The sequence below is a fragment of the Natrarchaeobius halalkaliphilus genome, from assembly GCF_003841485.1.
GTDB lineage: Archaea > Halobacteriota > Halobacteria > Halobacteriales > Natrialbaceae > Natrarchaeobius > Natrarchaeobius halalkaliphilus.
Genome location: NZ_REFY01000005.1, coordinates 307,357 through 331,688, shown reverse-complemented (window position 1 = coordinate 331,688; position 24,332 = coordinate 307,357). Strand labels below are relative to the sequence as shown.

Sequence of the window (24,332 nt, the reverse complement as noted above, 5' to 3'; positions counted from 1 at the left end):
CTGTCTTTTACTGTATCCGCATAAATCGTTCGCTTAGTGAAGGTCTGGCCCGCCCGTCCAGACGTCCTTCGAGTTCCCTCCGTTGGACCACCGCGAGCCGACTGATACGGACCGCCGTAAGTCAGTATAAAAGCACTCCGCTTCAGGACTCGACGGTGCTCGTCGGCTCCTCGAACTCGGCCTGAACGTTGTCCACCATCGTTTGCATCCGCTTGTTGACCGTACTCCGCAGCATCCGAAAGCCGAGCGACGCGAGCTTTCCGCTCACGTCGATCGTCATCGTCTGATGAATGTCCGTTTGATCGTCGTTTTCCTCGAGTTCGTAGCGCGCTTCGGCCTGAACCTGCGTGTTGCTCCCCGGCGCTTCGCCGTCGACGCTGACGACGAACGAATCCGGCGGGTTGAATTCCGTGACCTCGAGATCCACCTCGAGATCGAGCGACACTCGCGAGACCGATTCCGAAACTTCGGCCTCGTACACCCGTTTATCGACCTCTTCGACCCCGGTACAGTTCGGGATCACCCGCTCGAGCACGTCCGGCCGTTGCATCTGTTCGATCACGGTCTCACGGTCAGTAGGAACTGAGACAGTCTCCTCGACTTCCATACTACGTCGTATTACGCTCCTGGGATATATTTCCAGCGATTGCTAGGACGGTACTCCACGACCGTTCGTCTCCACTCCGCTGGGGCGGTGCGCTGGCGCGTTCGCTGGGCGGTCACGGTCTCACCTGGACTGACTGAAAACAGCCGTCTCAGATGGATCGGATCACGTCGCCGTCAGGTTCGATCGCATCGATGTCGTCTGCCGATAACGGCACCTCGATTTCGATCTCGAGGAGATACTTTTCGTGTGCGAGCTGGTGTGCTCCGAGAACGGTGTGGCACGGATACGGTTCGTCGAACGTCTCGAAGTAGACGGTTTTGTACCCGTCGAAGTACCGTTCGTGTGGGTCGATGATGTGTGTGGTGACCTTCGCAACGTCCTCGAAGTCCTTTCCGATCGCGTCGAGCAGGATACCGACGTTCTCGTAGGCTTTTCTGGCCTGCGTTTCGATATCGTCACCGATGACGTTCGACTCCGCGTCCATCGCGACCTGTCCGGCCATGTAGAACGTTCCGTTCGCGACGATCCCGTGATTGTATCCGATCTCTCGTGCGTCCTTCAGCGGTTTCGGGTTGATGGCGTAGCGTTCCATACGCTAGCTCGACGAAGCGACAAGTAAAAACTACTGCCGCCATAGGAGGTGACCTTCTCACGGGAGATCGAACCGAACGGCTCACACGGCCGCGTGATTAGGTGACTTCGAGTGCAGCGGCCGCCAGCACGCCAGCGCTGGTGGCACAGTCTTCCCACTCCGTCCACTCCTGTGGCGAATGCGAGATTCCGTCGCGTGACGGTGCGAACAGCATTCCTGCGTCCGTTACAGTCGAGACGTTCGCCGTATCGTGGATCGCCGCCGAGTACAGGTCCATCGAATCGACTCCTTGTCGGTCGGCCCCGCGGTTGATCGCATCGATGCAGCGCTCGGACAAGCCGATCGGCGGCGTATCACGGTAGCGATCGATCGACGTTTCGACCGGACGACGTCGTTCCAGACGATCGAGCCTGTCCGCGTATCGGTCGACGAGGGTGTCGATCACGTCGGACTCGGTCGCGCGGATGTCCATCTGCATCGTCACGCCACCGGGGACGATGTTCCTGACGTTCGGTTCGACGTCGTGTCGGCCGACGGTCGCCACGGCGCTCGGGTGTTCCGCTGCGATCTCTTCGGCGATCCGTTCGACGTCGACGACGAACTCGGCGGCTGCCACCAGCGCGTCGCGTCTCTCGTCCATCGACGTTGCCCCGGCGTGATTTGCCTCCCCGGTCACGGTCACCGCACAGTTCGTGATCCCCGAGATCGAATCGACGGTACCGATCGGAACGCCCGCGGATTCCAGACGCGTGTCCTGTTCGACGTGTACTTCGAACCACGCGTGCCACGTTGCGGGATCGATATCGCCCGTCCCCGCGAACCCGATCCGCTCGAGACGCTGTTCGAGCGTCTCGCCGCCGTCGTTGGTCAACTCGAGCGCCGATTCGACCGACATTCTCCCCGTCATGACGCGCGATCCGAGCGTTCCGATTCCGAACTGGCTTCCCTCCTCTTCGGTGAAACAGACGACCTCGAGCGGTCGCGAGGGAGTTTCGTCGGACTCCTGGATCGAACGGACCGCCTCGAGAGCGCTGTAGACGCCGAGCGGTCCGTCGAATATGCCTCCACTCGGGACGGAATCGAGATGGCTTCCGAGTGCGACCGGTGGCGTTTCTTCGGAGGCTCCCTCTGGCACCCACCGTCCGACGATGTTCCCGACCCGGTCGATTCGGTGATCGAGTCCGGCGTCCTCGAGGCGATCGATGAACCGCTCGCGGACGTGTTTATCCGCATCCGAGCCGGTCAGGACCGTTCGGCCTCGCCCCGTGTCGGTCTCGATCGCACCGTGGCGTGCGTTCGCTTCGATGTCGGATCGAAGCCGTTCGTGGTCGATGGCGATCATACGTGATGCTGACGCTTAACTCACAAAACTCCTTGGATATCGCCGTTTTCGCGGCTGAAGCCACCGTTGACGATGTCGTCGTCACACGTCCACGTCACATTCACGTCCTCAACGCATTCCACGAATACAAACGAATATATATTCCTATTATAATGAATATATTATGCCAGCGATTGCAGACGTCGTTGCAGTGCCAACGCTCGGTGGATACTTCTTCGATGATAAGGAAGCGATCGTCACCACCGCAGACCGCGACGGATTTTCCTACGCGGGTGAACCGGTTACTCCCGGTTTCTCTCGGGTTCGCCAGCCGGCAGAGGCGATAAGCGTCCAGATCGAACTCACGAACGGACGGATCGGGGTTGGCGAGTGCACGGCGGTCCAGTACTCCGGGTTCGGTGGCCGTGACGTCTACTTCGATGCCGACTCGCACCTCGACGATATCGAAGCGACCGTTTCGGACGCGCTCGTCGGCCGCGACGCATCCGACTTTACGAACAACGTTGCGACGATCGACGAGGTCGCCGCCGAGACCGGCGGATTGCACACGGCGGTCCGGTACGGCCTTTCGCAGGCGCTTCTCGAGACGGCGGCGATCGCTGACTCGAAGACGATGACGGAGGTTATTACGGATGCGTACGATCTGGACCTCGTTCCACAGCCGGTTCCGATCTTCACCCAGAGTGGGTCGAACCGATACGACAACGCGGAAAAGATGATCCTCAAACGGGTTCCGGTTCTCCCCCACGGACTGTTCAACTCGGTAGACGACATCGGGGCCGACGGCGAGCGGCTGCTCGAGTATCTCTCGTGGCTGAGCGAACGAATCTCCGAACTCGGCTCGTCGTCGTACCGTCCGACGATTCATCTCGACATCTACGGTACCGTTGGCGAGATTTTCGATCCACCGTACGATACGACAGATATCGTCGACTACTTCGCGGAGCTCGAACGCGCCGCATCACCCTACCAGCTTCGGATAGAAAGCCCGATCGAAGCGGGATCCAGAAGCGAGCAGATCACCGCGCTCGGAACGCTTCGAGACGCATTGACGGACCACTCGATTCCGGTCGACATCGTCGCTGATGAGTTCTGTAACACCTACGAGGACGTCACGGCGTTCGTCGACGCCGATGCCGTCGATATGGTACAGATAAAAATGCCCGATCTCGGTGACCTCACGAACAGCATCGATGCCGTCCGATACTGCTCCGGAACGGATATCCTCGCCTATCTGGGTGGTAGCTGTGCGGAGACGGACATCTCTGCACGCGTCTCGACTCACGTTGGCCTTGCTACCCGACCGGATCAACTGCTCGCGAAACCGGGAATGGGAGTCGACGAGCCGTATCTCATCACGAACAACGAAATGAAGCGAACGCTCCGACGATTGGCCTGATTCCTCCGAGCCGGTTCATCGAGACCGCATGATTCAATTGGCCGACCGTCTAGTATGTGGGTATGGGTCACGATCACAGCGATATGATATGGCGTCGTACGGCGGTGGAGTCGGTCCTCGAGATGCGTTCGTCCGTTCTCTCCGAACGCGAAACGCGATCCGTTCCGCTCGAGTCGATCGAACGACGAACGCTTGCCGAGTCCATCGTTGCAGAGCGCGACGTTCCTGCACACGATCACGCGACGATGGATGGGTTCGCGTTCGATGCGACCGACGAGTATCCCCTCGCTGTGATCGCTGACGAAGTCTTCCCGGAGGACGAACCGCCGTCGATCGATCCCGGAGAGGCGGTTCCGATCGCGACTGGGGCCCCTCTTCCCCCCGAGGCGAACGCTGTTCTCAAACGAGAGGACTCCTCACTCGAGGGTGATCAGCTTCGGGGAACGACGCTCGAGCCGGGAACCTACACCTACGAACGTGGGAGCAATCTTTCGGAAGGCGACCGGCTCTTCGAACGAGGCGAGCGACTTTCTCCGAAGGACGCGATCCTTCTGGGTGATCTGGGACGGGAGACAGTCGAGGTCTACGAACCGTTTTCGACGGCCGTACTGGCGACCGGAACGGAGATTCACGAGGGACGGATTACCGACCTCGATTCGGACATGCTCGCCGGATTAATCCGGTCGTGGGGCCACGACCCGACGTACGAGGGTAGCGTCCCCGACGAGTACGAGCGCGTCGAAGATTCGATCGACCGGCTCGCGAACCAGTACGACGTCGTCCTGACGACGGGGGGAACGAGCGTTGGACACAAAGATCACGTTATCCGCGCACTCGACGCGCTTGGCGAGGTGGTGTTTCACCGCGTTCGAATCCGACCCGGAAAACCGATCGCGATGGCCACGCTACCCGATCACGACGCCGTCGCGTTCGCGATTCCCGGCAAGCCGATCGGTGCGCACACGATTTCGACGTTCGTCATGCGCCCGTTTTTCACCGGAACGACGTCGCTTCCGACGGTCGGTGCGCGCCTCACCCACGACCTCGAACTCGGTCCCGACGGATTCGAGTACGTCGTTCCCGTCACGCTCGAGGAAACCGAAGACGGATACGAGACGACCGCGCTGGGACACGCCGATTCGCCGCTCTCCGTCTATGACAGCCAGTTCGATCCGAGCGTCCTCTCCTCGAGTACCCGTGCGAGTCGCGCTGACGGCGTCGTCCTCACGCAGTCCCCGCTCGAGGCTGAAACGACGGTATCCGTCCTTCCGTACTCGGTCCTCGAGTGACCGGACACCGGTGTCGCCACTCCTTCGACTCGGGCGGAGAGAGAGAATGATCCACATCCGAAGAGATACCGCCGCTTGCCCTTCGGGCGCTCTCTGGCGGTTCGTTCGTTCGGATTTCGGAATCCGTGGCGTATGTGTACTTTTCTCTATCCGATTCCACCTCTGGAGCATTCGAAAACGCACGCGAAATTCGGCGTTGCGGGTAAAAACAAGGGGATACTGTGAAGTCCGTACATTCCCGTATTACGAGCATGCTGTCGGGCAACTCCACCAGTACAACCTTGCACGAGAAGTACACATCAGATATTCCGATAAAGTGATGACTTATTTCGCTCTCTGTGGCAATACTCGCGATAATCGCGTGCCTGAAACCTGTTGAATATACGTTCTGCCTATCATACTTTTGCTGTTTACTTAGAATATAACATGAAATTTAATATCGGTGGGTAAAATCTGGGAAAGAAGAAGCTATGGACATAAAATGGGCGATATTCGATGAACATGTACTATTATTATGTGCTCCAGAGGGACACAGCGGGCGATTTAGACTTGGAAGCTAACTATTATTTTGGAACGCCCGTAATTGACAAGGTTCGACGTCAACTCGGTCGAGATGGTCGATAATCGTCTCTCGTGCCAAACGAGTTTCGTGGTCTACCACGAGTTCGCACACCCTGTTCTTTTAAAATAACGGGTTACAGTTGTACTCCCGTAAATAATATGTCGTTTCCACGGTCCGATCTGGGAGCTGCCGGTCGTTCTGTCGCCTTTCTAAGTATACACCCAAGAGCTTTTGAGCTTCGACGGAAAGACGGAGGTATGACCACCAACACACTCGGCCTTCGTCGTTCGCTTTTGGCAGTGCCGGGCAACGAGACGGACTTGATATCCATGGCGACGGACAGCGACGCCGACGAAATCATTCTCGATCTTGAAGATTCCATCGGGCCGAACAACAAGATCGACGCTCGGTCGAATCTCGCGGAGTCCGTTATCGCAAACGACTGGCACGGAAAAACGATCAGTTACCGAATAAACGACGTCAGGTCCCCGTGGTGGTACGACGATATCATCGAAATCATCGAGGAAGTCGGGGAGCAAATCGACTCCCTGATCATTCCAAAAGTCGAGGACGCGTCCGATCTTCATACGGTCAACAATCTCTTGGGACCAGTGCTGGAGAACGCAGGAATCGATCCGGAGAGCATCCGAATAACCGCTCAGATAGAGACGGCAGCCGGCATGAACAACGCCTCGGATATCGCACATTCCTGTACGGGATTAGATGCGATGATCTTCGGTCCCGGCGACTACGTGGCGTCGATCGGTGCGAGTGGTCTCTCGAAAGAATCACAGCGTGAGTACCCCGATCACTATTGGCACTACCCCCTGTCGAAGCTATCGCTTGCCGCCTCGAGTGCTGATCTGCGCGTCATCGATGGGCCCTACGCCGATGTCGACGACGTCCAGGGATTTCGTCGGTCGTGCGAACAGTCACGGAAGTTAGGGTACGACGGAAAGATCGTCGTTCACCCCGGACAGGTAGACATCGCGAATACGGTGTACTCTCCAAGCAAGGAGGAAGCGGAGGCCGCAATGCGCATCGTCAAAAAATACGATAACTCGGACGGTAGCGCCCCCAAAATCGACGGGAGAGTCATCGATAGGGAGTCCTACGAGTCAGCCAAGAAAATAGCTGAACAGGCGAAGAGAATCGACTACTGACGTTCGCCAGTGGCCCCTCTGATACGGTCTGCTGTTACTGTTTACCGGCGTATCCGGAGCCCGTCCCGTCAATGATTACAGTTGTACTGCTGTAATTATTGTATGAAATACGATACGAATTCGCATATGTCTTTACGAACGGTCAGTCACCATACCAACTGTGTTTTATGGTCGCAAATGACTGGTTCGTCGACCAGTTGTATTTCAATTGTGACTCGAGTTGTGACCGAATCGAAGTAATTTCGGGGACGATTTGATCAACGATGGCGCTCGAGGAAGCCTGTGGCGACAGTACACAGATCGAGCCGATAACATCGTCCTGGACTGTAACCGGCGATGCAACCGCCGAAACGGAGTCTGTCGTCGTTACATTCCCGATCACGTACTCGTCCGACTCCGTCGTTGGCGTGAGTTCCGGATGGTCGTGATCGTGGCTCACCGCTTCGTCGTCGATATCGCCTTTGTCCATCGTTCGCAATATTGCAACTCCGGGGAGCGTTCGTCCAAGTTTTGCCGTTGCTCCGAGTTCGAGATCTGGTATGTGGATCTCGGTACCGTTCGTGCGGTATATGACGATGGTTTCGTTGTCGAATTTCTGCGCGATGATGATCGGTGCGGCTAGATCCGACGAGCTGTGTTCGGCCACCTGGCGGCCGAATTTATAAAGCGGAGCCTTGGATCGCACGTCTGTCCCGAGGGTAAAAAATTCGAGTGAAAGAGCGTATTTGTCTTCGATCTTGGTGATGTATCCCAGCTCTCGTAGCGTACTCAGGTGATTGTGCACGATACTTTTACTCATGTCCATTTCGCTGGCGAGTTCGGAAACGCCGACCGGATCACCCTGCTTCAGACGTTCTATTATTTCGAACGTCTTGATGCTCGTTTCCACCCTCCTGTTTGCCTTGTATCCCATATCGGATCTCTTGTGGATCATGTACTTATATCTTTCCCATATTTGGATACTCGACGTTATACTGTGTAAAACGCCACCGGATAACTCATTCACTTCCGCCTAAATAAATAAGTTCGAATTGGGAAACGATCGGATCGTCGCTAACTTATCAAGAAAAAATACTTACTTCTGTTCCTTGATATACTTATTTATAGCTCGAATCGTATTGGCCGAGTGTATGGAGCACGATTACGGCGACGTCACAGTGCCTGCTGAGGGAGAACGAATCGAAGTCGACGACGATGGAGAGCTGATCGTTCCCGACGAACCGATTATTCCGATTCTCTTCGGAGACGGAGTTGGAAAAGACGTCAGTCCAGCAGCGAAGCGAGTTCTAGACACCGCCGCGGAACTCACCGGCCGGACCGTTCACTGGATGCGAATTTACGGCGGTGAAACCGCCCGCGAGCGATACGACGAGAATTTACCAGAGGATACGGTCAATGCGATACGAGAGTTCCGCGTTGCAATCAAAGGTCCGATGACGACTCCGGTTGGATCGGGGTATCGATCGCTGAACGTGGCGTTGCGAAAGAAACTCGATCTCTATGCGAACGTTCGTCCCACCTACTATCTGAATGGAGTTCCCTCGCCGGTTTCGGAGCCGGAGCAGATGGATATGGTCACGTTCCGGGAAAACACCGAAGACGTCTACGCGGGCATCGAGTGGGAGGCCGGAAGTGATGACGTCTCTCGCGTTCGTGATTTCGTCGAAACGCGGATGGGCTACGAGGGAGCGATCCACGAGGGTGACGTCGGAATCGGTATCAAACCCATCTCGGAGTTCGGAACGAAGCGTCTCGTTCGTCGCGCGATCGATTACGCGCTCGAGCACGACCGCGAATACGTCACCCTGGTTCACAAAGGAAACATCATGAAGTACACCGAGGCGGCGTTCCGTGACTGGGGATACGAAGTCGCACGAGAGGAGTATGGAACCGAGGTGATCACGGAAGATACGCTCTGGGAAGAACAGGACGGTGAGGTACCCGACGGAACGGTCGTCGTCAACGATCGGATCGCGGACAACATGCTCCAGCAACTGTTGACACGAACCGACGAGTACGATATTTTAGCGACACCGAATCTGAACGGGGATTACCTTTCCGATGCAGCCGGTGCCCAGGTCGGTGGGCTCGGTGTTGCACCCGGTGCTAATTTCGGAACGGGTCTCTGCCTCGCAGAGCCCGTCCACGGCTCCGCACCGAAGTATGCGGGCCAGGACAAGGTCAATCCGACCGCGCTGATGCTCTCGGGACGGATCATGTTCGAGTTCCTCGGCTGGAACGACGCGGCGGATCTGATCCGAGATTCGATCGAGGACACCATCGCTTCGAAGAAGGTAACGTACGACCTGGCACGTCATCTGGACGACGCGGAGAAACTTTCGACGAGCGAGTTCGCCGAGACAGTCGTCGAGACGATGAAAACGGACGGCGACAACTGAAAACGGATCACGGTAACTGAGGATCGGTGTCCGCTGGATCACAGGGCTACGCCACGACCCCCCTGGTGTGTCCGGTCCGACGTGGTTCCGGACGCGTCTGAATCCGTTTATGTCTAACATGTCTCTGAATCGAAAATTGCAAAATTTAAAAAGGGTGTGGCTGCTTCGCTCTCGTATGGAGAGGATGGTGGCACCCGTTCACTCAATAACTATCATCGCGCCTTCTCTCCGGGAGGACGTTGATACGAAACTTCGGCGACGGGCTAACAGAGGAGACTCAACGAATGGACGATAACGATAGATCTGTTGTCGGAGTAGTGATGTTGTCACACGCACTCGTCCACACCTACGAGCTGACCATTCCGATATTTATGGTAGTGTGGCTTGTCGAATTCTCGGCTACCGAGGCACTGCTGGGTGTGGTCGTGGCGGTCGGGTACGCGCTATTCGGAATCGGTGCCTTGCCCAGCGGTGTGATTTCGGACAAGTACGGCTCACAGAACCTGATCGCTGTTTGTCTGGTTGGAATGGGTCTTTCGTTTATCATACTCAGCTTCGCCACCAATATCCTCATGATCGCCGTTGCCGTGTGTCTCTGGGGTGCAGCAGCGAGTATCTACCATCCAGCAGGACTCTCGCTGATCAGTACTGCGGTCAAAGACAGCGGTAGTGGGTTCGCGTATCACGGAATGGCCGGAAACGCCGGTATCGCTCTCGGTCCGTTGTGTTCAGTCGTTCTCCTCTGGTTTACGGACTGGAGAGCGGTTTCGCTCGTGCTTGCGATCCCTGCGTTCTTCGCGGTTGTGTACATCCTCAGAGCGGACATCGACGAGATGGCAGCGGCAAACCTCGCATCGGATGGATCGGGGGGGACCGGCGGTCCCGCTGATGCGCCCTCGTCTCCCTCTTTCTTCGAGTCGAGTAAATCCCTGTTCCTCGGCGGGTTCGCCCTGGTCTTTCTGGTTATCGTCTTCAACGGGCTCTACTACAGGGGGATACTCACGTTCCTCCCGGAGCTGTTGGCGGACTTCGTAACGATCGGTGGATTAGAGGACGGAGCCGGTGCCGAGCAGTTCGACGGCTCCGACTTCATCTACGTCGGAATCTTGATGGTCGGCATCCTCGGGCAGTACGTCGGCGGGAAGGCGACTGACCGAATCCCGGTCGAGCGCGGACTCGTCGCCGGATACGCGTGTCTGGTCGTCATCGCGTTGCTCTACGTCCCCGCCGCCGAGTCCGGACTGATTTTCCTCGTCTTCGTGAGTTTGCTCCTCGGCTTCTGTCTGTTCGCGTTGCAGCCGATGTATCAGGTCGCCGTTGCCGAGTACTCCCCGACGGACTCGCGGGGACTGTCGTACGGATATACATATCTGGCCCAGTTCGGCGTCGGTGCGATGGGTGCGGCTATCGTGGGAATCATCCTTACGTACAGCGTCGTCGCATCCGTCTTCTTCGCACTCGCGGCGTTTGCCGTCGTGGCGTCCGCGTTCAGCGTTCGTCTCCTGATGAAACGCTAACCCTCCGGCGAGGTATCGTACGCTTTGACACGTTCACAACCAGCTCGCACCGCTGACCGAGGTGTGAAAAACCACAACTGATTTATCGGTATAGTATACAGAGAGTGATACAGTATGAAGCGAATCCGATTCAAAGAGCAGACCGGAAGTACCCGTGTTGGAACGTACCAGGACGGAATGATCGACGCTGCGGGCCGAACGTACGACGTCGACGACGTCGACGTCTTGCCACCCTGCTCGCCGTCGAAGATCGTCTGCGTCGGGCGAAACTACGCGAAACACGCAGAAGAGCGAGGCAACGACGTCCCCGATCGACCGTTATTGTTCCTGAAGCCACCGAACACGCTCGCCGGACACGACGATACGATCCGAGTGCCCGAAGGTAAAGAGCGGATCGACCACGAGGCAGAACTCTGCGTCGTCATCAGCGAGCAGTGTCGAAACGTGTCGGCCGAGAACGCGGAGGACGTCATCGAGGGCTACACCTGCATGAACGACGTCTCCAACCGCGACGACCAGGACAAAGAAACGAACTGGGTTCGCGGGAAAGCCTTCGACAACTCGGCACCGCTCGGACCCGTCCTCGCTTCTCCGGATGAATTGCCCGCTGATGCGTACGTCCGGACGAGGGTAAACGGTGAGCTTCGCCAGGACGGATCGCTCGAGCAGCTAATCTTCCCGATCCCCGAACTCATCGAAGAGATAACGACCTATCTCACCCTCGAGCCGGGTGACGTGATCGCGACGGGAACCCCGGACGGGGTCGACAGGCTGAACGACGGTGACGAGGTCGAGATCGAGGTCGAGGGCGTCGGAACGTTGTCCCACCGGGTCGTCCAATAACTACGGCTGGAGTTCCTTTTCTATCGATACCTTGCCAGCGGTCTATCGTAGCCGTTGAAGCGATCATCCACATATAACACTATAAATAAGTTAGTTTTATATACTACCAGGGTTATGCTACAGGTGGACATGAGAGATGATGCCAGTCCACACAGGGTAGATAGTGTCAAGAGGCGGAAAGTACTCAAGACTGTTGGTGGGACGAGCGTTGCACTCTCCATCGCAGGCTGTGCGGGCGACGAAGAACCGGACGTCGGAAACGGGAACGGAAACGGTGTAGACGATGTCGATGCCGATACCGGTGACATCGATCCGGACGAGTGGGCCGATTTGGAGGGTCAGGAGGTCCATATCTTGACTCAGGAATCGAGTGAGGATTACCAGCGCTACTGGCAGGAACTCGCTGAACGGTTCAACGCCGCTACCGGGGCGTACGTTCGGATGGAGTACACCGGATTCGGTATGGGGCTCAACGAGCGAATCGCTGAGCTCGTTCAGGCGGAGGACCCACCGGAACTGTCTCACCTCGGTCACCCGGACGCGGCGACCTACGGTGATCTCGGACAGCTGGCCGACCACAGCGAGGTCGTCGATCACTGGGAGGATCGGTGGGGCGATATTCCGGACGGTGCGCGATTCACTGTTGACGGAAACGACGTCTTCCTTCCGATGCTCACGAACCCCTACACGAACTGGTACCGGGACGACGTGTTCGACGAGGTCCCGGACACCTGGGACAGTCAGCTCGCGATGGCCGAAGAGCACGACGAGGGCCAGGGCGGGACTCGAGGTGCCGCGTTCACGATGGTCACAGGGGATACGAATACGACGCAGACAGGATTCATCTCCTACGCCTGGTCGGCGGGCGCTCAGTTCTTCGGACGAGACGGGAGCGACGCAATCGATCCGGTCTTCGACTCGGAGTACCTCGACGAAACCGCCGAGACGCTCGAGTTCATGGATCAGCTCTACGAGTTCTCCGACGACAACCTCGATATGACCGGGGGCGACATCAACCAGGCGATCGGGAACGAACTGTCGTACCAGGTCGGATGGGTCGGTTCTCGTCCGAAGTTCTACGGCGAAGGAACGGACTTTTCCGGAGAGATTCGACCGTGCGTCTGGCCGGGGAAGGACGGAAACCACACGCCGTGGGGTCACGTTCAGGGGTACGCTTCGTTCGAAGGCGCGGACAACGAGGCCGCGATGGAATTCCTCAGGTTCTGGGCGGAGCCGGAGAACTTCATCGGCTTTTACTTCGCCGATCCGATCCACAACGCTCCGGTCATCGAGGAGATCCGAGACTCCGAGGAGTACCAGGCCGAGCTGGACGCCCTTCCGGACAACTGGAACGTACCCGAGGATCTCCCGTTCGATCACATCGACATCACGAACGAGCTGCCCGCCGAAACGGAACCGCCGAACGAACACACGGGAACGATTTACGACAGCCAGATCCTGCTCGAGATGGTCAGGGACGTTCTCGTCGACAACGAAGATCCAGAAACTGCGGCAAGTCAGCGTGCCGATGAAATTCGAGATCTCATTCAATAACTCCCGGTCCGTGGATTCGGCCGCCGGAACCCCCTCGATATAATAAACATGAAATCAGACACTCAACATGGATCATAAGTCTCAAACTGTACATCGGACATCGAGTTGGCACCGCGTTAGGGATCGCCTCTTCGAAACCCTCTCGAGTAAGCGAAACCTCGCGCTCCTTACGGTGTTACCGGCGCTAACACTATTTGCGCTCATCAACATCGTTCCGATTCTGTGGGCGATATACGCGGGCTTCCACGATATCTTCATCTTCGACCCCGAGTGGACCTGGTACGGTCTCGAGAACTATCGGATACTCTGGTCTGACCAGCAGTTCCACACTTCGATCATCCGCTCGACCACGTTCGCGATCGGGACTGTCGCCTTTCAGGCGACTGCAGGGATTCTCATCGCGGTTCTGGTCGCCAGGGAGTTCCGTTTCAATCGGTTCGCCCGCGCGATGGTCATGATGGGGTACCTGATCCCGACGGCTATCGTCGCGTATATGGCTTACTGGATGGGGAACTCCACTTACGGGGTCGTCAACTGGATTTTACTCAACCTCGGCCTGATCGACGGCATGATCGCCTGGTTCGGGGATTCCACGTACGCGATGATCTCCGTCATCGGGGTGAACTGGTGGAAGTACACCGCGTTCGTCGTGATCATGGCTCTTGCCCGTCTACAGAGCATCCCTGACAGTCACTACGAGGCTGCACGGGTCAGCGGTGCCAGCGCGTGGCGCCAGTTCCGAGATATCACGCTCCCGAACCTCAAGGGGGTCATCTTCATCGTGCTCCTTCTCCGGGGCGTGTGGATGTTCCTCCACTTCGATAGCGTCTGGATTCTGACTCGAGGAGGTCCGGGTGACTCGACGATGGTGTCTGCGGTCTACGCCTACGAAACGGCGTTTATCGGATACGACCTCGGACTCACGGCGGCGATGTCCACCGTACTGTTCGGTATTCTGGTCGTCGCAGCAATCATCTATTTCATCGTCCTCGAACCTGAAGAGGAGGTGCGTGTCGAATGACTACGAAGGACACAGATAGCGTTCACGAGACGTTGGCGGATCGATTGCCCCTGTGGGGGAGCTTGTCGTACCCACAGCGAAACCGAATCATGCGATGGCTCGGACACGGCGTTCTGGGCGTCTGGGTTGGGATCATGTTGTTCCCGATCCTCTGGATGCTCAACTCGACGATACGACTTCCGGCGACGCTCCAGGCGAGGGATCCGCCGCTCATCTCGTTCGAACTCGCCCACTACGGGTTGGACAACCTTCATTACGTGTTGTTCTTCTCGTCGTTCCCGCGGTACATGTTCAACAGCCTGCTCGTCACCTCCGGTGTGATTGTGTTGACCGTGGTTGCCTCGACGTTCGGAGGCTACGGACTCGCACGGATCGACATGCCGTTCAAAAAGACGTTCGCTCGAGGCGTCCTGTTTGGCTACATGTTCCCGGCCATCCTGCTGGCAATTCCGATGTTCATCTTCTGGCGAGAGATCGGTATCCTCAACTCCTACATCGGTCTGACCTTGGCGCACACGGCACTCGCTTTACCGTTTTCCCTGTGGCTGATGTGGAAGTTCTTCCAGACGGTTCCGTATTCATTGGAGGAGTCGGCACAGGTCGGGGGAGCAAGTCGATTCCGGTCGATGATCGAGATCGCGATACCGATCGCGAAACCCGGAATCATCGCGGTTGCGATCTTCGCTTTCGCGATCTCGTGGAATCAGTACACGATTCCGAAGGTAATCATGTCCGACCAGAGCATGCAGGTCCTCACGGTCGGCGTCGAGGACTTCATGATCCAGGACGACACGCTGTACGGACCTCTGATGACAGCAAGCTTTATCACGATTATCCCCGCATTTATCTTCGTGTTCACCTTGCAAAAGTATCTCATTCAAGGATTCCGAGTGGAGGGGAACGGCTAGTGGTCCCGACCGATTTCGCCCGGTCGACCGGCGGCGCTCGCACACGAACGACAGACACGACTCTAGAACAATGACATCGCTCGAAACGAAACAGGAAGTGCCCGAGACGGATGTAGAACCGACGATCAAGATCGATAACTTGCGCAAGGAGTTCGACGTTCCCGGTGGGATCGAGGTCGCTGTTGACGGCGTCTCGCTCGATATCGGAGACGGCGAGTTCGTTACGCTGGTGGGTCCGTCGGGGTGTGGAAAGACCACCACGCTCCGGTGTATCGCGGGACTCGAGACGCCCACGAGCGGGCAGATCACCCACGAAGGTGAGGACCTGACGTACATTCCCGCGAACAAACGGAACATGGCGATGATGTTCCAGAACATCGCCCTGTATCCACATATGACGATCGTCGACAACATCGCGTATCCGCTCAAGGTTATCGGTGTTCCAAAGAGCGAGCGCCACGAAGAGGCCAGAGAGGCCGCGGAGATCATGCAGATCGGGGAGCTTCTGGACAAGTACCCTGGCGAACTCAGCGGCGGTCAACGCCAGCGAGCTGCCCTCGCGCGCACGCTGGTTCAGGATCCGGTTGCGTTCCTCATGGACGAGCCGCTGAGCGATCTCGATGCGAAGCTGAAAGTCGAGATCAGAAAGGAGATTCAGAAGGTACACAAGCGCCTCGAGAAGTCGACGGTGTACGTCACCCACGATCAGGAAGAGGCGATGACGATGAGCGATCGGATTGCCGTCATGAACGACGGCCAGATCGAGCAAGTCGGAACGCGCGACGAACTGTACAATTATCCCGTTAATACGTTCGTCGCAAGCTTCATCGGCAATCCCAGCATCAACTACTTCGACGGCAACGTTCTGGATCTGAGCGAGGAGAGAGGCGCTATCGACGTCCACGGAACCACCATCGAGTTCGATGTTGAGTACTTCAGCGACTCGTTGAGCGGGTCGGACGTGAGGGTCGGTTTCCGTCCGATCGCCGTCTCGCTCGAGATGAACTCGAGCGGCGGACAGTTCGAAGGTTCCTTGGAGCTGTTGGAGCCGGTCGACGACCGCGCGCTCGCGACGGTCGACGGTCCTGAAGGGGAGCTCCGAGCACACATTCCGACCAACCTCCCGCTCGAGGAAGAAGAGACCGTCCAGATCGAAATCGATACCACGGATCTGTACATCTTCGACGGGGAAACCGAAGAACTCGTTGCGCGATCACGGTAGCGCGCCACTTCAGTGGGACGGATAGTCCCTGCGATTGAACCGTGGTCGTCGCCCTTTCGTGTGCATCAACTGTCGTCGAAAGCGGTATTTCAATTCGGAGTGACTTTTCGGGCTAACTGATCGTGAGACGCCCCTCTCGCGATCGATCGCTGATCGGTACGCTCGCGGTGTGTAATTGTCGTCGAAGACGGACCGTTCCTCGATCGACTCGACCCGGAAGGAGGTGGCTGTTACGATCGGAGCTTTCGTATTCGATACAGGACCTGAAGAAAGAGCGCACCCGGGCCCACGAAGATCCCGAGCAACGCGTTTAGCTTTCCGCCACTCCAATCCTGGCGAAGATACCGTTCAGCAGCTTGACAGTCCCAGTAGATGAGTAACGGAGTACAGAACCACAGGCAAACAAGTATGAGACGAAGGATCGACGGCGCAATCCGATCAACTACTGTGACGGCCCCCTGTACACCTCCCACGGCGATCGTCAGGACGAGGAGGACGAAGTATCCACCGACCCCGTACAACGGCAGGAACCGTTTCCCGGCCGCTCGAACCCCGCGCTCGTTCAGGTTGTCGAACAGGAGGATCGACGTTTCCTTGTACCCGTAGTCGTAGTGATGCCGAACGATGTCGGCGGGGTGGCGAAGTGGGTGTTCCTGAACGCCGTGATTGTACGGTTCAATTCGCACGGTTGTGCTCTCGTCCCGGCCGGGCATCTGCCGGTGTCTCGGACCGTGACCGAGGTCGGTTTTTCGGATAGTCGTTGCAGGTGGGCCGCTGATCGAGTGTCCAGCCGGAACGACTACACTGCCAGTCGATTCGTTCCTGTTCGGCCGCCGTTCGTGACTGTCCGATCGCGGGTGCGGGCGGGTGGCAATCGATCAGTGAAATCACGGCAAGCAGTTTCTGCTCCGTCGGCAAAAACGTATCCCTCGATCGGAACTACCGCCGGCCGCAATCCGCTCTCAACTCCGGATCGTTTCCACTAGTCCACCTGGAACGGCGATTTTCTCGAAGTTCACTTCACGTGGCACCAAGACGGTCGTGGACCGATGAATCCGGAACCTCTAGCGTGATTTGAAAGGATTCGTCTGCCAGTCGTACAATCCCCGCTTCTCGCTCGCATCGTTGGCTCACGGCTCTCGACGGTCGTCGTTCGCTTTTGACGGTTCGGAGCGAACCACACTCGCTTCGAACCACACTCCGGTCGTGTAATCTAGTGGTCAGATTGAACACTCAGCCTCTCTTTATATATCAAATAGTCGTCTCTTGTGCATAAATATCCGCTTAGTAGTTATTACGCAGGCTGTTTCACTTCTTTGATCTGATGGTTTCGTGTATCGAACGTGCTGTTTCGTATTTTCTGTCTTCTATTGGGTCATTCCGTCTATGTTTTCCTCAGTGTCTACTGAATTTCTACACCCTTTTTGGACTGCGATAATCTCGATCGACCGAAGCGGTCCAATCCGACATATCTCAATGTGTGTCTTTATGTTGATGTGTTTTTTCAGTATGAGTCATCCCTCTCTATTCGAGACTCGTTCTAAATGGTCTTACCTCTATATGATATTAGTATACTGTGTGATCTACGTGTCTGGCTCAATACCCAGTACCGGATCGAACGACGATCCTGATGTGCGTCCTCCATATCTCTGTCTCTGACTTTTTCGATCCCAGCCATCCAATATCGAGATGGACGGTTTAACTGTCGACCACCCGTCCTATGCTGATGATAGCGCTGACCTTATGTAGCAGGCAACCGCCCCACCGATATGGACGTCGGTCTCACCGTTGGCGATTCGATCGAGCGGATGGAACGAACGATCGAGGGCTACGACTTCGCGGAGCTATCGATCGCCGAAGGAACGGAAACCGACGAGATCGATGCTGATCGCCTCGAGGCGGTTCTCGACGACGCCGGTGCCGAACTCTGCGTTCATCTCCCGTTCAAACAGGTCGTCGTGACCCCGGTAACCGAGATCAACGACGCGATTCGCACCTATCAGACGCGGTTACTCGAGTGGGCCGGTTCCGCCGGCGCGACGAAAGCCGTGCTTCACGGAACGGCCCGAAATCCACATAACACGGATCTCAGGCCGGTGTTTGCGGACCAACTCGAGGCGCTCGGCGCGGCCGGCGCCGACGCCGGCGTCGAACTCGTCGTCGAGAACGTCGGCCACCAGAAACGCGGACTCCAGTTGACGGTGCTCGGAGATATCGCTCGCGAAACGGAGACGAGCGTCTGCTTCGACGTCGGCCATGCGTACATGGAAGACGGTGACGACGGTGTCGACCGGTTTCTCTCGCGGTACGGCGATCTCGTCTCACACCTCCACGTTCACGACGCTCGAAGCCGCGGCGATACGCACATTCCGATCGGGGCCGGAGAAATCGACTACGATGTCGTCACGAAACACCTCGCGGGATTCGATGGAACGGTGGCACTCGAGGTGTTCACCGACGACGCCGCGCTCCTCCGTGATACGGCACGGCGGGCAACGGCCGCACTCGAGCCACGGTAAGGATGGCCCGATCGGTGCGTCCGTTTCACCATCCGGTAAGCGCTCGGGACACGAGCGGCTCGCCGCGTACCACGTCCGAGACTCTGGCCCGCCGAGGTCGGACTTCGGTCCGCCAAAGTCGTTCACTGCGGGGCTTGCTCTACGTGTTCGAAGAGTGGCTCGAAGTCCTCGGGTAGCTGTGCGTCGACCTTCTCGAGATTCCCCGGTGGAACGACCTCCGAGACCACGGCGAGCAGTTGCTGTGCGTGGTAGTTCGCATCGGATCGATCGACGCCCTCTCGGGTTGCGACGCGGTCGAGGAACTCCTGATAGTCAAAGCGCTGGCCGTGGTCCGCCGTGGTGAGGTAGCGATCGATCTCCATCGGTAGCGGGCTCGCGAGGTCGGTCGCTTCGCCTTCCTGGAGGCGCTCACCGAGCGTCGTCAGGACCGCTCTGGTCGCCCGAACCGCCTGTCCGAACTGTGCGTACTCGAGTCTGTGCTGGACCTGTCCGATGAATTCTTTGTAGTTCATTGTGAGGATGTCTGGAACGTCACTTTCGAGTTCGATGCACCGTTCGTACACCGTCTGCGAAAATAAAGGTGGGAGACTATATCGCCTGTCCAGAGACCACATCGATTGCCCACCTAGCTTTTTCACGCTGGGCTGTGATCTGACGGTATGGCCGTTCTCGTTCCGATCGACGACTCGGAGCCGGCGATGAGCGCAGTCGAACACGCCGCGGAGACGTTTCCCGATCGCGATCTCACGTTGTTGCACGTCATCTCACCGAATACGAGCATGTACGGCGAAGCGGCCGCCTTTGCCTACGACGAGATAGTCGAATCTCAGCGAGAGGCTGCCGAAGAACTGTTCGAGGAGGTCACTGACGTCTTCGCGACCCACGACCGTTCCGTAACCACCGAGACGATCGTGGGTGATCCCGCTCGATCGATCGTCGAGTTCGCGGAGAACGAGGGCGTCGATCACATCGTGATCGGTAGCCACGGCCGGTCGGGCGCATCACGCGTCCTGCTCGGAAGCGTTGCCGAGCGGGTCGTTCGTCGGGCACCGGTTCCGGTCACTGTCGTTCGCTAGCGCCGCTTCGATCTCGAGTCCGGGTTCGGTCGATCAGGTGTCGTCCGACGGCCAGGCGGTGATCTCCTCGTAATCACCGGGTGGAACGGGTCCGTTTAGCAGCGGATCGTCCGTTTCGATCATCCACTCGCGAAGGATTCTGGAGAGATCGAGACGGGTCTCCTGATATTTCGGTTCGTACACGACGTTTTCGTCCTCCTGTGGACTCTCGGTGAGGTCGTACAGTTCCTCGTAGGGCCGCGGCGGAACGCCGTCCGTCTCCCGAACCATCCGGCCGGCCTCGCTCGCGAAGATGTCTTTCGTGAGATACACCTTCGGAAGGTGCCAGAAGCTCCGAATGTACTTGTAGCGGTCCGTTCGAACGGCTCGGACCGGATTGTACATGTCGTGCCACGTCATTTCCGCGAAGATGTGATCGTGGCTCGCGTACGCTCCGTCGTCGCTCAACATGGACGCGAAACTCCGCCCATCGAGCGTCGCCGGAATCTCTATCTCGAGGAGGTCGAGCAGCGTCGGCAACACGTCGACGTTGCTGATGAGTTCGTCGTACCGACTCCCGTCGTCAGCGATCTCCGGACAGCGCAGTACGAGCGCCGCCTCGATACCGGCATCGTAACAACTCCCTTTGGCTCGTGGGAACGCGATCCCGTGTTCGGTCGTAAAGATCACGAGTGTCTCTTGGCTCAGATCGGTCGACTCGAGGCTATCGAGTATGGTTCCGACGGCGTCGTCGAGGGCGTACACCATTCCGTGCATCTCCGCTACGTCGTGGCGAATCCCGCGACGGTCGGGGAGATACGACAGCGGTCGTACCTCGTCCGGATCGTCGGTGTCGTACCGGTCGCCGTCGAACCCGAACCGTCCGTTCTCCTCTTCGACGCGGTGGAGTTCGAAGAATCCAACGGTGGCGAAAAACGGTGACTCGAACGCTCCTCGATCGAGAAACCCCGAAACGACGTCAGCGACGCTCCGTGCCCGGTTGACCTGATGGACCGACGGCGAAACGCCCGGATAGAGGTTCCCCTCCGAATGGACGTAGTCGTACTCCAGTCGATCAGTATCCTGCGTGATGTGTTGGAGGCCGAATAGGTGGGTCTCGTAGCCGTTCCGGCTGAGGTACTGGGGGAGGATCGTCTCGCCCGCCTCGAGTTCCCAGTTGCCGTGGGCAAGCCCCATCAGGCCGTTGACGTGTGGGTATCGCCCGGTCATGAAACTGCCGCGACTCGGCGAACACTGCGGTGCCGTCACGAAGTGATTTTCGAAGAGCGCGCCGCTTTCGGCCAACTCGTCGATCCGCGGCGTCTCGACGTCGGTCCCGTAACAGCCGAGATACTGTCCGAGATCGTGACACTGCATCAGGATGATGTTCGGCCTCGAGTCGGTCATGGAGAGTGTTTCTACCACATCCGGTCGGTTAGTTATTGGCCACTATCGCTCGCTGTCCGTTGTTGTCCGCGTGACTGTCCTCGCTTCGCGACAGAGTTCGACGATGACGCTATGCACACGGTATTATGGTCTCGAGCGTGGGAGGGAGAAATCCGAATCATGCCCGTAACAAACCTCGCGCGAAGCGATGTCGTCACGGCGTCGACGGACGAATCGGTACAGCAACTCGCGACGATGATGGACGACGAGAGCATCGGTAGTGTCGTTATCACCGACGGTTCCGAGCCGGTCGGGATCGTGACCGACCGCGATCTGGCGATCCACCTCGTTGCCGAAGCCGAGAGTCCCGACGACGTTACCGCAGCAGACGTTATGTCGTCGGATCTGTGTACGATCGAGCACGACGGCGGCTTCTACGAGGCGACCGAGCTCATGAGCGAACACGGCGTTCGTCGCCTACCCGTCGTCGACGGCGACGGATCGCTCTCCGGGATCATCACGATCGACGATCTGAACGAACTGCTCGCGGACGAACACCAGCAACTCGCCGCTGTCGTTCAGGCACAGCGGCCACCCTACGAGTAAGTGGCCTGTCCTTCGAGTACGTTGCCTGCTCTCCGAGTAGCTACTCACTCTGTTCCGTCCGGAGGCAACGATCCTACTCGGCCATTGAGTGTCGGGTCTCGCCTCGATCGCGGCGAACAACCGCTGATCCCGCTGAATACTTCTCCTCGTTCTGGCGCGACGCGATGAGACCGTGTTCTCGAGGACGTCTCGGATTGCCGTCGTCGACGTCGACGTGAGAACCGAGCCGTCTCACGGCTCCGTGGTTCGATCGAGCAGAGGCCGAAGAGCAACGGCTCTTCGAGGAGGCACGCGAGGTGGCCGCCGAGTATGATCCGTCGCTCGAGACGGCTAGTGTGACCGGCGAGCCGGCGCGCGAGATCGTCGACTACGCCCTCGAGAACGACGTCGATCGGATCGTGATGGGCAGCCACGGACGAACTGGCCCGTCTCGGCTCCTACTCGGAAGCGTTGCCGAGGCCGTCATTCGGCGTTCGCCAGTCACGGTCACCGTGGTCCGCGACCGAGTCGAACCGACCGTCTTCGGTCGCCATCACTTCTCACCGGACGACCGTCACCGGAACGCTCGCACGCTTGACGACGATTTCTGCCGTCGTTCCCATCCGCGAATCAGTCGCACCACCCCGCCCGTGGCTGCCGAGAACGATCTGGTCGGTTTTCGTCTGCTCGACGGCTGCGACGATCGTCTGTGCCGGTGTGCCGACGTCGGTTTCGGTTTCAAATGTCGCCCCTCTGTCGTCGATGCCGTCCCGAGCCCGTTCGAAGAGGGCGTTCGCTTCGGACCGCTGACTATCGAGCCACTCCTCGGTCAACGACGGAAGCTGGTCCGCCCCGGATGTCGTCTCGAACGGATCGATCGCGTGAAAGAGCACGATACGTGCGTTCGGAAACGTTTCGAGTGCGTACTCGAGCGCTGCTTGAGCGTGAGACGAGCCGTCGTGCGGGACGAGAATCGATGTGGACATCCTCGAGTTCTATTCGTGGACGGCGACTGTAAAGCTATACTGCGGCGCGTCTACGGCGTTCGCTCATCGGAGCTGTTGTCTCAGTTACTGGCAACATCGTCGAAGGGGCGCGGTCGCACACCGAAACTGATCGATAGCAGTCCGCCTCACTCGTCTTCGCCGCCGCCGAGATCGGGCACGACGACGACCGGTACCGACGCCGTTCGGACGACGCGGTCGGCCGTTCCTCCGAGAAGCGTCTCCGTAACTCCTCCGTACCCCGTTCGGCCGATCACGATTAGATCGACGTCGTTCTCCTCGGCGTAGGTGACGATCGCTCGAGCGGGAGTTCCGCGCAGAACAGCTCCGGTTACGTCCACCGTGTGCTCGTCGAACGCCGAGACGACGTCTTCGACGAGTCGCTCTCTGGCGTCCTCGAGGTCGTGGACGGATTCGATGTCGAATCGAAGCGGTGCGCCGTCGGTGTCGACAACGGTGAGGACGTGGACGGATGCGCCGGTCCGTTCTGCGACCGTCAGTGCGCGCTCGATCGCCCTGCTTGCAACGTCACTCCCGTCAGTCGCAACGAGAATCGAACGCACGGGATCGGCCGGTGAAACTGATGGCATCGTCGTCGGTATGCGATCGTAGCGGTCGAACGGGCTTACCAGTTCGCGTTGTCGATAAACAATATCGATACCGGATATCTGCGTTTCACCCACGTTGATGCGACAAACCAGGATGCAACACTCAGTTACAGTGGTTCGACAAACCGGAGTTGGCGCATGGTTCCCTTACGGAACCGAACGACTCAGCGTGTGGCGTGCGAATATAAACGACTAGCTATCTACACACGTGTCTCACTCAGAACAATACGAACTGGACGACCCGTCGAAAGCGATCAGAAAAACTGGCACTCGATGCCTCTCGGGGACGTGTCCACGGCTCTCGAGACATCGGAACGGGGACTCGATCCTGAGGATGCACGTGCGCGTCTCGGTCGAGCTGGACCGAACGAGATAGAGGCTGAGGAGGGTGTCTCACCGCTACGTATATTGTTCGGCGTTGAACCCCTCGGACTCGTTCACTGGGTCCAAATCGCGATCGCTGCCGCCGTGTTCGCGCTACTGATGGCGCTCTTCGTGACAGTCGAGGATCGATACTTCGAGCGCTACTGAGTCCGCTCACCGTTCGATGGGACACACAGCGTGAACGCCGTTCGATCCGAATACGGTGAACTCGCGAATCTCAGCGCCAGAGACGTCACGATCACCCTGCCCGTATTGTTCACTACTAGTGTTCACTGGTTGTGTTCTCTAATGAACAAGATTGTCGTATCGACCGAACGATCCGATACCGCTTTGCTCGACCCTCGCTCGAATACTGTTGACTTTTCTATAGTAA

General features: G+C 57.9%; 23 protein-coding genes and 1 pseudogene. 15 read left to right on the top strand and 9 right to left on the bottom strand.

Going from position 1 to position 24,332, the window contains the following annotated elements; translation table 11 throughout:
• Window positions 1-142: 142 nt before the first annotated feature.
• From EA462_RS14255 to EA462_RS14245, 3 genes are all read right to left on the bottom strand, one after another.
• Window positions 143-607, bottom strand: a complete 465-nt coding sequence (locus EA462_RS14255) for a CoxG family protein (protein WP_124179244.1) — start codon at window positions 605-607, stop codon at window positions 143-145.
• 148 nt (window positions 608-755) lie between these two features.
• On the bottom strand, window positions 756-1,199 hold the full coding sequence (locus EA462_RS14250) for a RidA family protein (protein WP_124179243.1): 444 nt from the start codon (window positions 1,197-1,199) through the stop codon (window positions 756-758).
• Window positions 1,200-1,296: 97 nt separating this feature from the next.
• On the bottom strand, window positions 1,297-2,538 hold the full coding sequence (locus tag EA462_RS14245) for a Zn-dependent hydrolase (RefSeq protein ID WP_124179295.1): 1,242 nt from the start codon (window positions 2,536-2,538) through the stop codon (window positions 1,297-1,299).
• Window positions 2,539-2,704: 166 nt separating this feature from the next.
• Between EA462_RS14245 and EA462_RS14240 the strand changes: the two genes are divergently transcribed.
• From EA462_RS14240 to EA462_RS14230, 3 genes are all read left to right on the top strand, one after another.
• Window positions 2,705-3,940, top strand: a complete 1,236-nt coding sequence (locus EA462_RS14240; protein WP_124179242.1) for a methylaspartate ammonia-lyase — start codon at window positions 2,705-2,707, stop codon at window positions 3,938-3,940.
• A gap of 62 nt (window positions 3,941-4,002) precedes the next feature.
• Entirely contained in the window at window positions 4,003-5,229 is a 1,227-nt protein-coding gene (locus EA462_RS14235) for a molybdopterin molybdotransferase MoeA (RefSeq protein WP_124179241.1), read from the top strand.
• Window positions 5,230-6,048: 819 nt separating this feature from the next.
• Window positions 6,049-6,954: an HpcH/HpaI aldolase/citrate lyase family protein gene (locus EA462_RS14230; RefSeq protein ID WP_165872095.1), complete on the top strand. Its 906-nt coding sequence runs from the start codon at window positions 6,049-6,051 to the stop codon at window positions 6,952-6,954.
• Between the two features lie 142 nt (window positions 6,955-7,096).
• Here EA462_RS14230 and EA462_RS14225 read toward each other — a convergent pair whose 3' ends face one another.
• The gene (locus tag EA462_RS14225) at window positions 7,097-7,867 is read right to left on the bottom strand and encodes a helix-turn-helix domain-containing protein (RefSeq protein WP_165872094.1); all 771 of its coding nucleotides are present in this window, start codon (window positions 7,865-7,867) and stop codon (window positions 7,097-7,099) included.
• Window positions 7,868-8,084: 217 nt separating this feature from the next.
• On the opposite strand from EA462_RS14225, the gene icd reads away from it, so the two are divergent.
• The 7 genes from icd (at window position 8,085) to EA462_RS14190 (ending at window position 16,418) form a co-directional block, all read left to right on the top strand.
• Entirely contained in the window at window positions 8,085-9,353 is a 1,269-nt protein-coding gene (icd, locus tag EA462_RS14220; RefSeq protein WP_124179238.1) for an isocitrate dehydrogenase (NADP(+)), read from the top strand.
• 320 nt (window positions 9,354-9,673) lie between these two features.
• Window positions 9,674-10,870: an MFS transporter gene (locus tag EA462_RS14215; RefSeq protein ID WP_243641429.1), complete on the top strand. Its 1,197-nt coding sequence runs from the start codon at window positions 9,674-9,676 to the stop codon at window positions 10,868-10,870.
• A 114-nt stretch (window positions 10,871-10,984) separates the two neighbouring features.
• Window positions 10,985-11,713 (top strand): fumarylacetoacetate hydrolase family protein, encoded by a 729-nt coding sequence (locus EA462_RS14210; protein ID WP_124179236.1) that lies wholly within the window; start codon window positions 10,985-10,987, stop codon window positions 11,711-11,713.
• 129 nt (window positions 11,714-11,842) lie between these two features.
• Window positions 11,843-13,267, top strand: coding sequence for an ABC transporter substrate-binding protein (locus EA462_RS14205; RefSeq protein WP_165872093.1), 1,425 nt, complete (start codon window positions 11,843-11,845; stop codon window positions 13,265-13,267).
• Between the two features lie 67 nt (window positions 13,268-13,334).
• Window positions 13,335-14,288, top strand: coding sequence for a carbohydrate ABC transporter permease (locus tag EA462_RS14200; protein WP_124179234.1), 954 nt, complete (start codon window positions 13,335-13,337; stop codon window positions 14,286-14,288).
• A complete protein-coding gene (locus tag EA462_RS14195) occupies window positions 14,285-15,196 on the top strand; it encodes a carbohydrate ABC transporter permease (protein ID WP_124179233.1) in 912 nt (303 codons plus the stop codon). The genes EA462_RS14200 and EA462_RS14195 overlap by 4 nt, the downstream gene beginning before the upstream one ends.
• Before the next feature lie 70 nt (window positions 15,197-15,266).
• Complete coding sequence (locus EA462_RS14190; RefSeq protein ID WP_124179232.1) at window positions 15,267-16,418, top strand: ABC transporter ATP-binding protein; 1,152 nt, start codon at window positions 15,267-15,269, stop codon at window positions 16,416-16,418.
• 230 nt (window positions 16,419-16,648) lie between these two features.
• Here EA462_RS14190 and EA462_RS14185 read toward each other — a convergent pair whose 3' ends face one another.
• A complete protein-coding gene (locus EA462_RS14185; RefSeq protein ID WP_124179231.1) occupies window positions 16,649-17,104 on the bottom strand; it encodes a hypothetical protein in 456 nt (151 codons plus the stop codon).
• Window positions 17,105-18,187: 1,083 nt separating this feature from the next.
• Between EA462_RS14185 and EA462_RS14180 the strand changes: the two genes are divergently transcribed.
• Complete coding sequence (locus EA462_RS14180) at window positions 18,188-18,937, top strand: sugar phosphate isomerase/epimerase family protein (RefSeq protein ID WP_124179230.1); 750 nt, start codon at window positions 18,188-18,190, stop codon at window positions 18,935-18,937.
• Window positions 18,938-19,059: 122 nt separating this feature from the next.
• Here the strand turns inward: EA462_RS14180 and EA462_RS14175 are convergent, their stop codons facing one another.
• Entirely contained in the window at window positions 19,060-19,449 is a 390-nt protein-coding gene (locus EA462_RS14175; protein ID WP_124179229.1) for a DUF2267 domain-containing protein, read from the bottom strand.
• 147 nt (window positions 19,450-19,596) lie between these two features.
• On the opposite strand from EA462_RS14175, the gene EA462_RS14170 reads away from it, so the two are divergent.
• A complete protein-coding gene (locus EA462_RS14170) occupies window positions 19,597-20,013 on the top strand; it encodes a universal stress protein (protein WP_124179228.1) in 417 nt (138 codons plus the stop codon).
• 33 nt (window positions 20,014-20,046) lie between these two features.
• Here the strand turns inward: EA462_RS14170 and EA462_RS14165 are convergent, their stop codons facing one another.
• A complete protein-coding gene (locus EA462_RS14165) occupies window positions 20,047-21,399 on the bottom strand; it encodes a sulfatase family protein (RefSeq protein WP_124179227.1) in 1,353 nt (450 codons plus the stop codon).
• Between the two features lie 159 nt (window positions 21,400-21,558).
• On the opposite strand from EA462_RS14165, the gene EA462_RS14160 reads away from it, so the two are divergent.
• Both EA462_RS14160 and EA462_RS17815 read left to right on the top strand, forming a co-directional pair.
• Entirely contained in the window at window positions 21,559-21,984 is a 426-nt protein-coding gene (locus EA462_RS14160) for a CBS domain-containing protein (RefSeq protein WP_124179226.1), read from the top strand.
• Between the two features lie 296 nt (window positions 21,985-22,280).
• Window positions 22,281-22,424: pseudogene (locus tag EA462_RS17815) on the top strand (universal stress protein); the annotation flags it as partial.
• Between the two features lie 99 nt (window positions 22,425-22,523).
• Here the strand turns inward: EA462_RS17815 and EA462_RS14150 are convergent.
• Together EA462_RS14150 and EA462_RS14145 are read right to left on the bottom strand one after the other, a co-directional pair.
• Window positions 22,524-22,949, bottom strand: coding sequence for a universal stress protein (locus tag EA462_RS14150; RefSeq protein ID WP_124179225.1), 426 nt, complete (start codon window positions 22,947-22,949; stop codon window positions 22,524-22,526).
• Window positions 22,950-23,095: 146 nt separating this feature from the next.
• Entirely contained in the window at window positions 23,096-23,557 is a 462-nt protein-coding gene (locus EA462_RS14145; protein WP_124179224.1) for a universal stress protein, read from the bottom strand.
• 291 nt (window positions 23,558-23,848) lie between these two features.
• Here EA462_RS14145 and EA462_RS14140 point away from each other — a divergent pair, with 291 nt between their 5' ends.
• Complete coding sequence (locus EA462_RS14140; protein ID WP_124179223.1) at window positions 23,849-24,106, top strand: cation-transporting P-type ATPase; 258 nt, start codon at window positions 23,849-23,851, stop codon at window positions 24,104-24,106.
• Window positions 24,107-24,332: the final 226 nt, after the last annotated feature.

Excerpts from the sequence above, each read along its gene's own strand:
- EA462_RS14205 (WP_165872093.1), top strand. The coding sequence starts at position 11,843 with ATGAGAGATGATGCCAGTCCACACAGGGTAGATAGTGTCAAGAGGCGG.
- EA462_RS14180 (WP_124179230.1), top strand. The coding sequence starts at position 18,188 with ATGGACGTCGGTCTCACCGTTGGCGATTCGATCGAGCGGATGGAACGA.
- EA462_RS14195 (WP_124179233.1), top strand. The coding sequence starts at position 14,285 with ATGACTACGAAGGACACAGATAGCGTTCACGAGACGTTGGCGGATCGA.
- EA462_RS14165 (WP_124179227.1), bottom strand. The coding sequence starts at position 21,399 with ATGACCGACTCGAGGCCGAACATCATCCTGATGCAGTGTCACGATCTC.
- icd (WP_124179238.1), top strand. The coding sequence starts at position 8,085 with ATGGAGCACGATTACGGCGACGTCACAGTGCCTGCTGAGGGAGAACGA.
- EA462_RS14250 (WP_124179243.1), bottom strand. The coding sequence starts at position 1,199 with ATGGAACGCTACGCCATCAACCCGAAACCGCTGAAGGACGCACGAGAG.
- EA462_RS14215 (WP_243641429.1), top strand. The coding sequence starts at position 9,674 with ATGTTGTCACACGCACTCGTCCACACCTACGAGCTGACCATTCCGATA.
- EA462_RS14145 (WP_124179224.1), bottom strand. The coding sequence starts at position 23,557 with ATGCCATCAGTTTCACCGGCCGATCCCGTGCGTTCGATTCTCGTTGCG.
- EA462_RS14190 (WP_124179232.1), top strand. The coding sequence starts at position 15,267 with ATGACATCGCTCGAAACGAAACAGGAAGTGCCCGAGACGGATGTAGAA.
- EA462_RS14150 (WP_124179225.1), bottom strand. The coding sequence starts at position 22,949 with ATGTCCACATCGATTCTCGTCCCGCACGACGGCTCGTCTCACGCTCAA.
- EA462_RS14235 (WP_124179241.1), top strand. The coding sequence starts at position 4,003 with ATGGGTCACGATCACAGCGATATGATATGGCGTCGTACGGCGGTGGAG.
- EA462_RS14255 (WP_124179244.1), bottom strand. The coding sequence starts at position 607 with ATGGAAGTCGAGGAGACTGTCTCAGTTCCTACTGACCGTGAGACCGTG.
- EA462_RS14140 (WP_124179223.1), top strand. The coding sequence starts at position 23,849 with ATGCCTCTCGGGGACGTGTCCACGGCTCTCGAGACATCGGAACGGGGA.
- EA462_RS14200 (WP_124179234.1), top strand. The coding sequence starts at position 13,335 with ATGGATCATAAGTCTCAAACTGTACATCGGACATCGAGTTGGCACCGC.
- EA462_RS14175 (WP_124179229.1), bottom strand. The coding sequence starts at position 19,449 with ATGAACTACAAAGAATTCATCGGACAGGTCCAGCACAGACTCGAGTAC.
- EA462_RS14225 (WP_165872094.1), bottom strand. The coding sequence starts at position 7,867 with ATGGGATACAAGGCAAACAGGAGGGTGGAAACGAGCATCAAGACGTTC.
- EA462_RS14210 (WP_124179236.1), top strand. The coding sequence starts at position 10,985 with ATGAAGCGAATCCGATTCAAAGAGCAGACCGGAAGTACCCGTGTTGGA.
- EA462_RS14160 (WP_124179226.1), top strand. The coding sequence starts at position 21,559 with ATGCCCGTAACAAACCTCGCGCGAAGCGATGTCGTCACGGCGTCGACG.
- EA462_RS14230 (WP_165872095.1), top strand. The coding sequence starts at position 6,049 with ATGACCACCAACACACTCGGCCTTCGTCGTTCGCTTTTGGCAGTGCCG.
- EA462_RS14240 (WP_124179242.1), top strand. The coding sequence starts at position 2,705 with ATGCCAGCGATTGCAGACGTCGTTGCAGTGCCAACGCTCGGTGGATAC.
- EA462_RS14170 (WP_124179228.1), top strand. The coding sequence starts at position 19,597 with ATGGCCGTTCTCGTTCCGATCGACGACTCGGAGCCGGCGATGAGCGCA.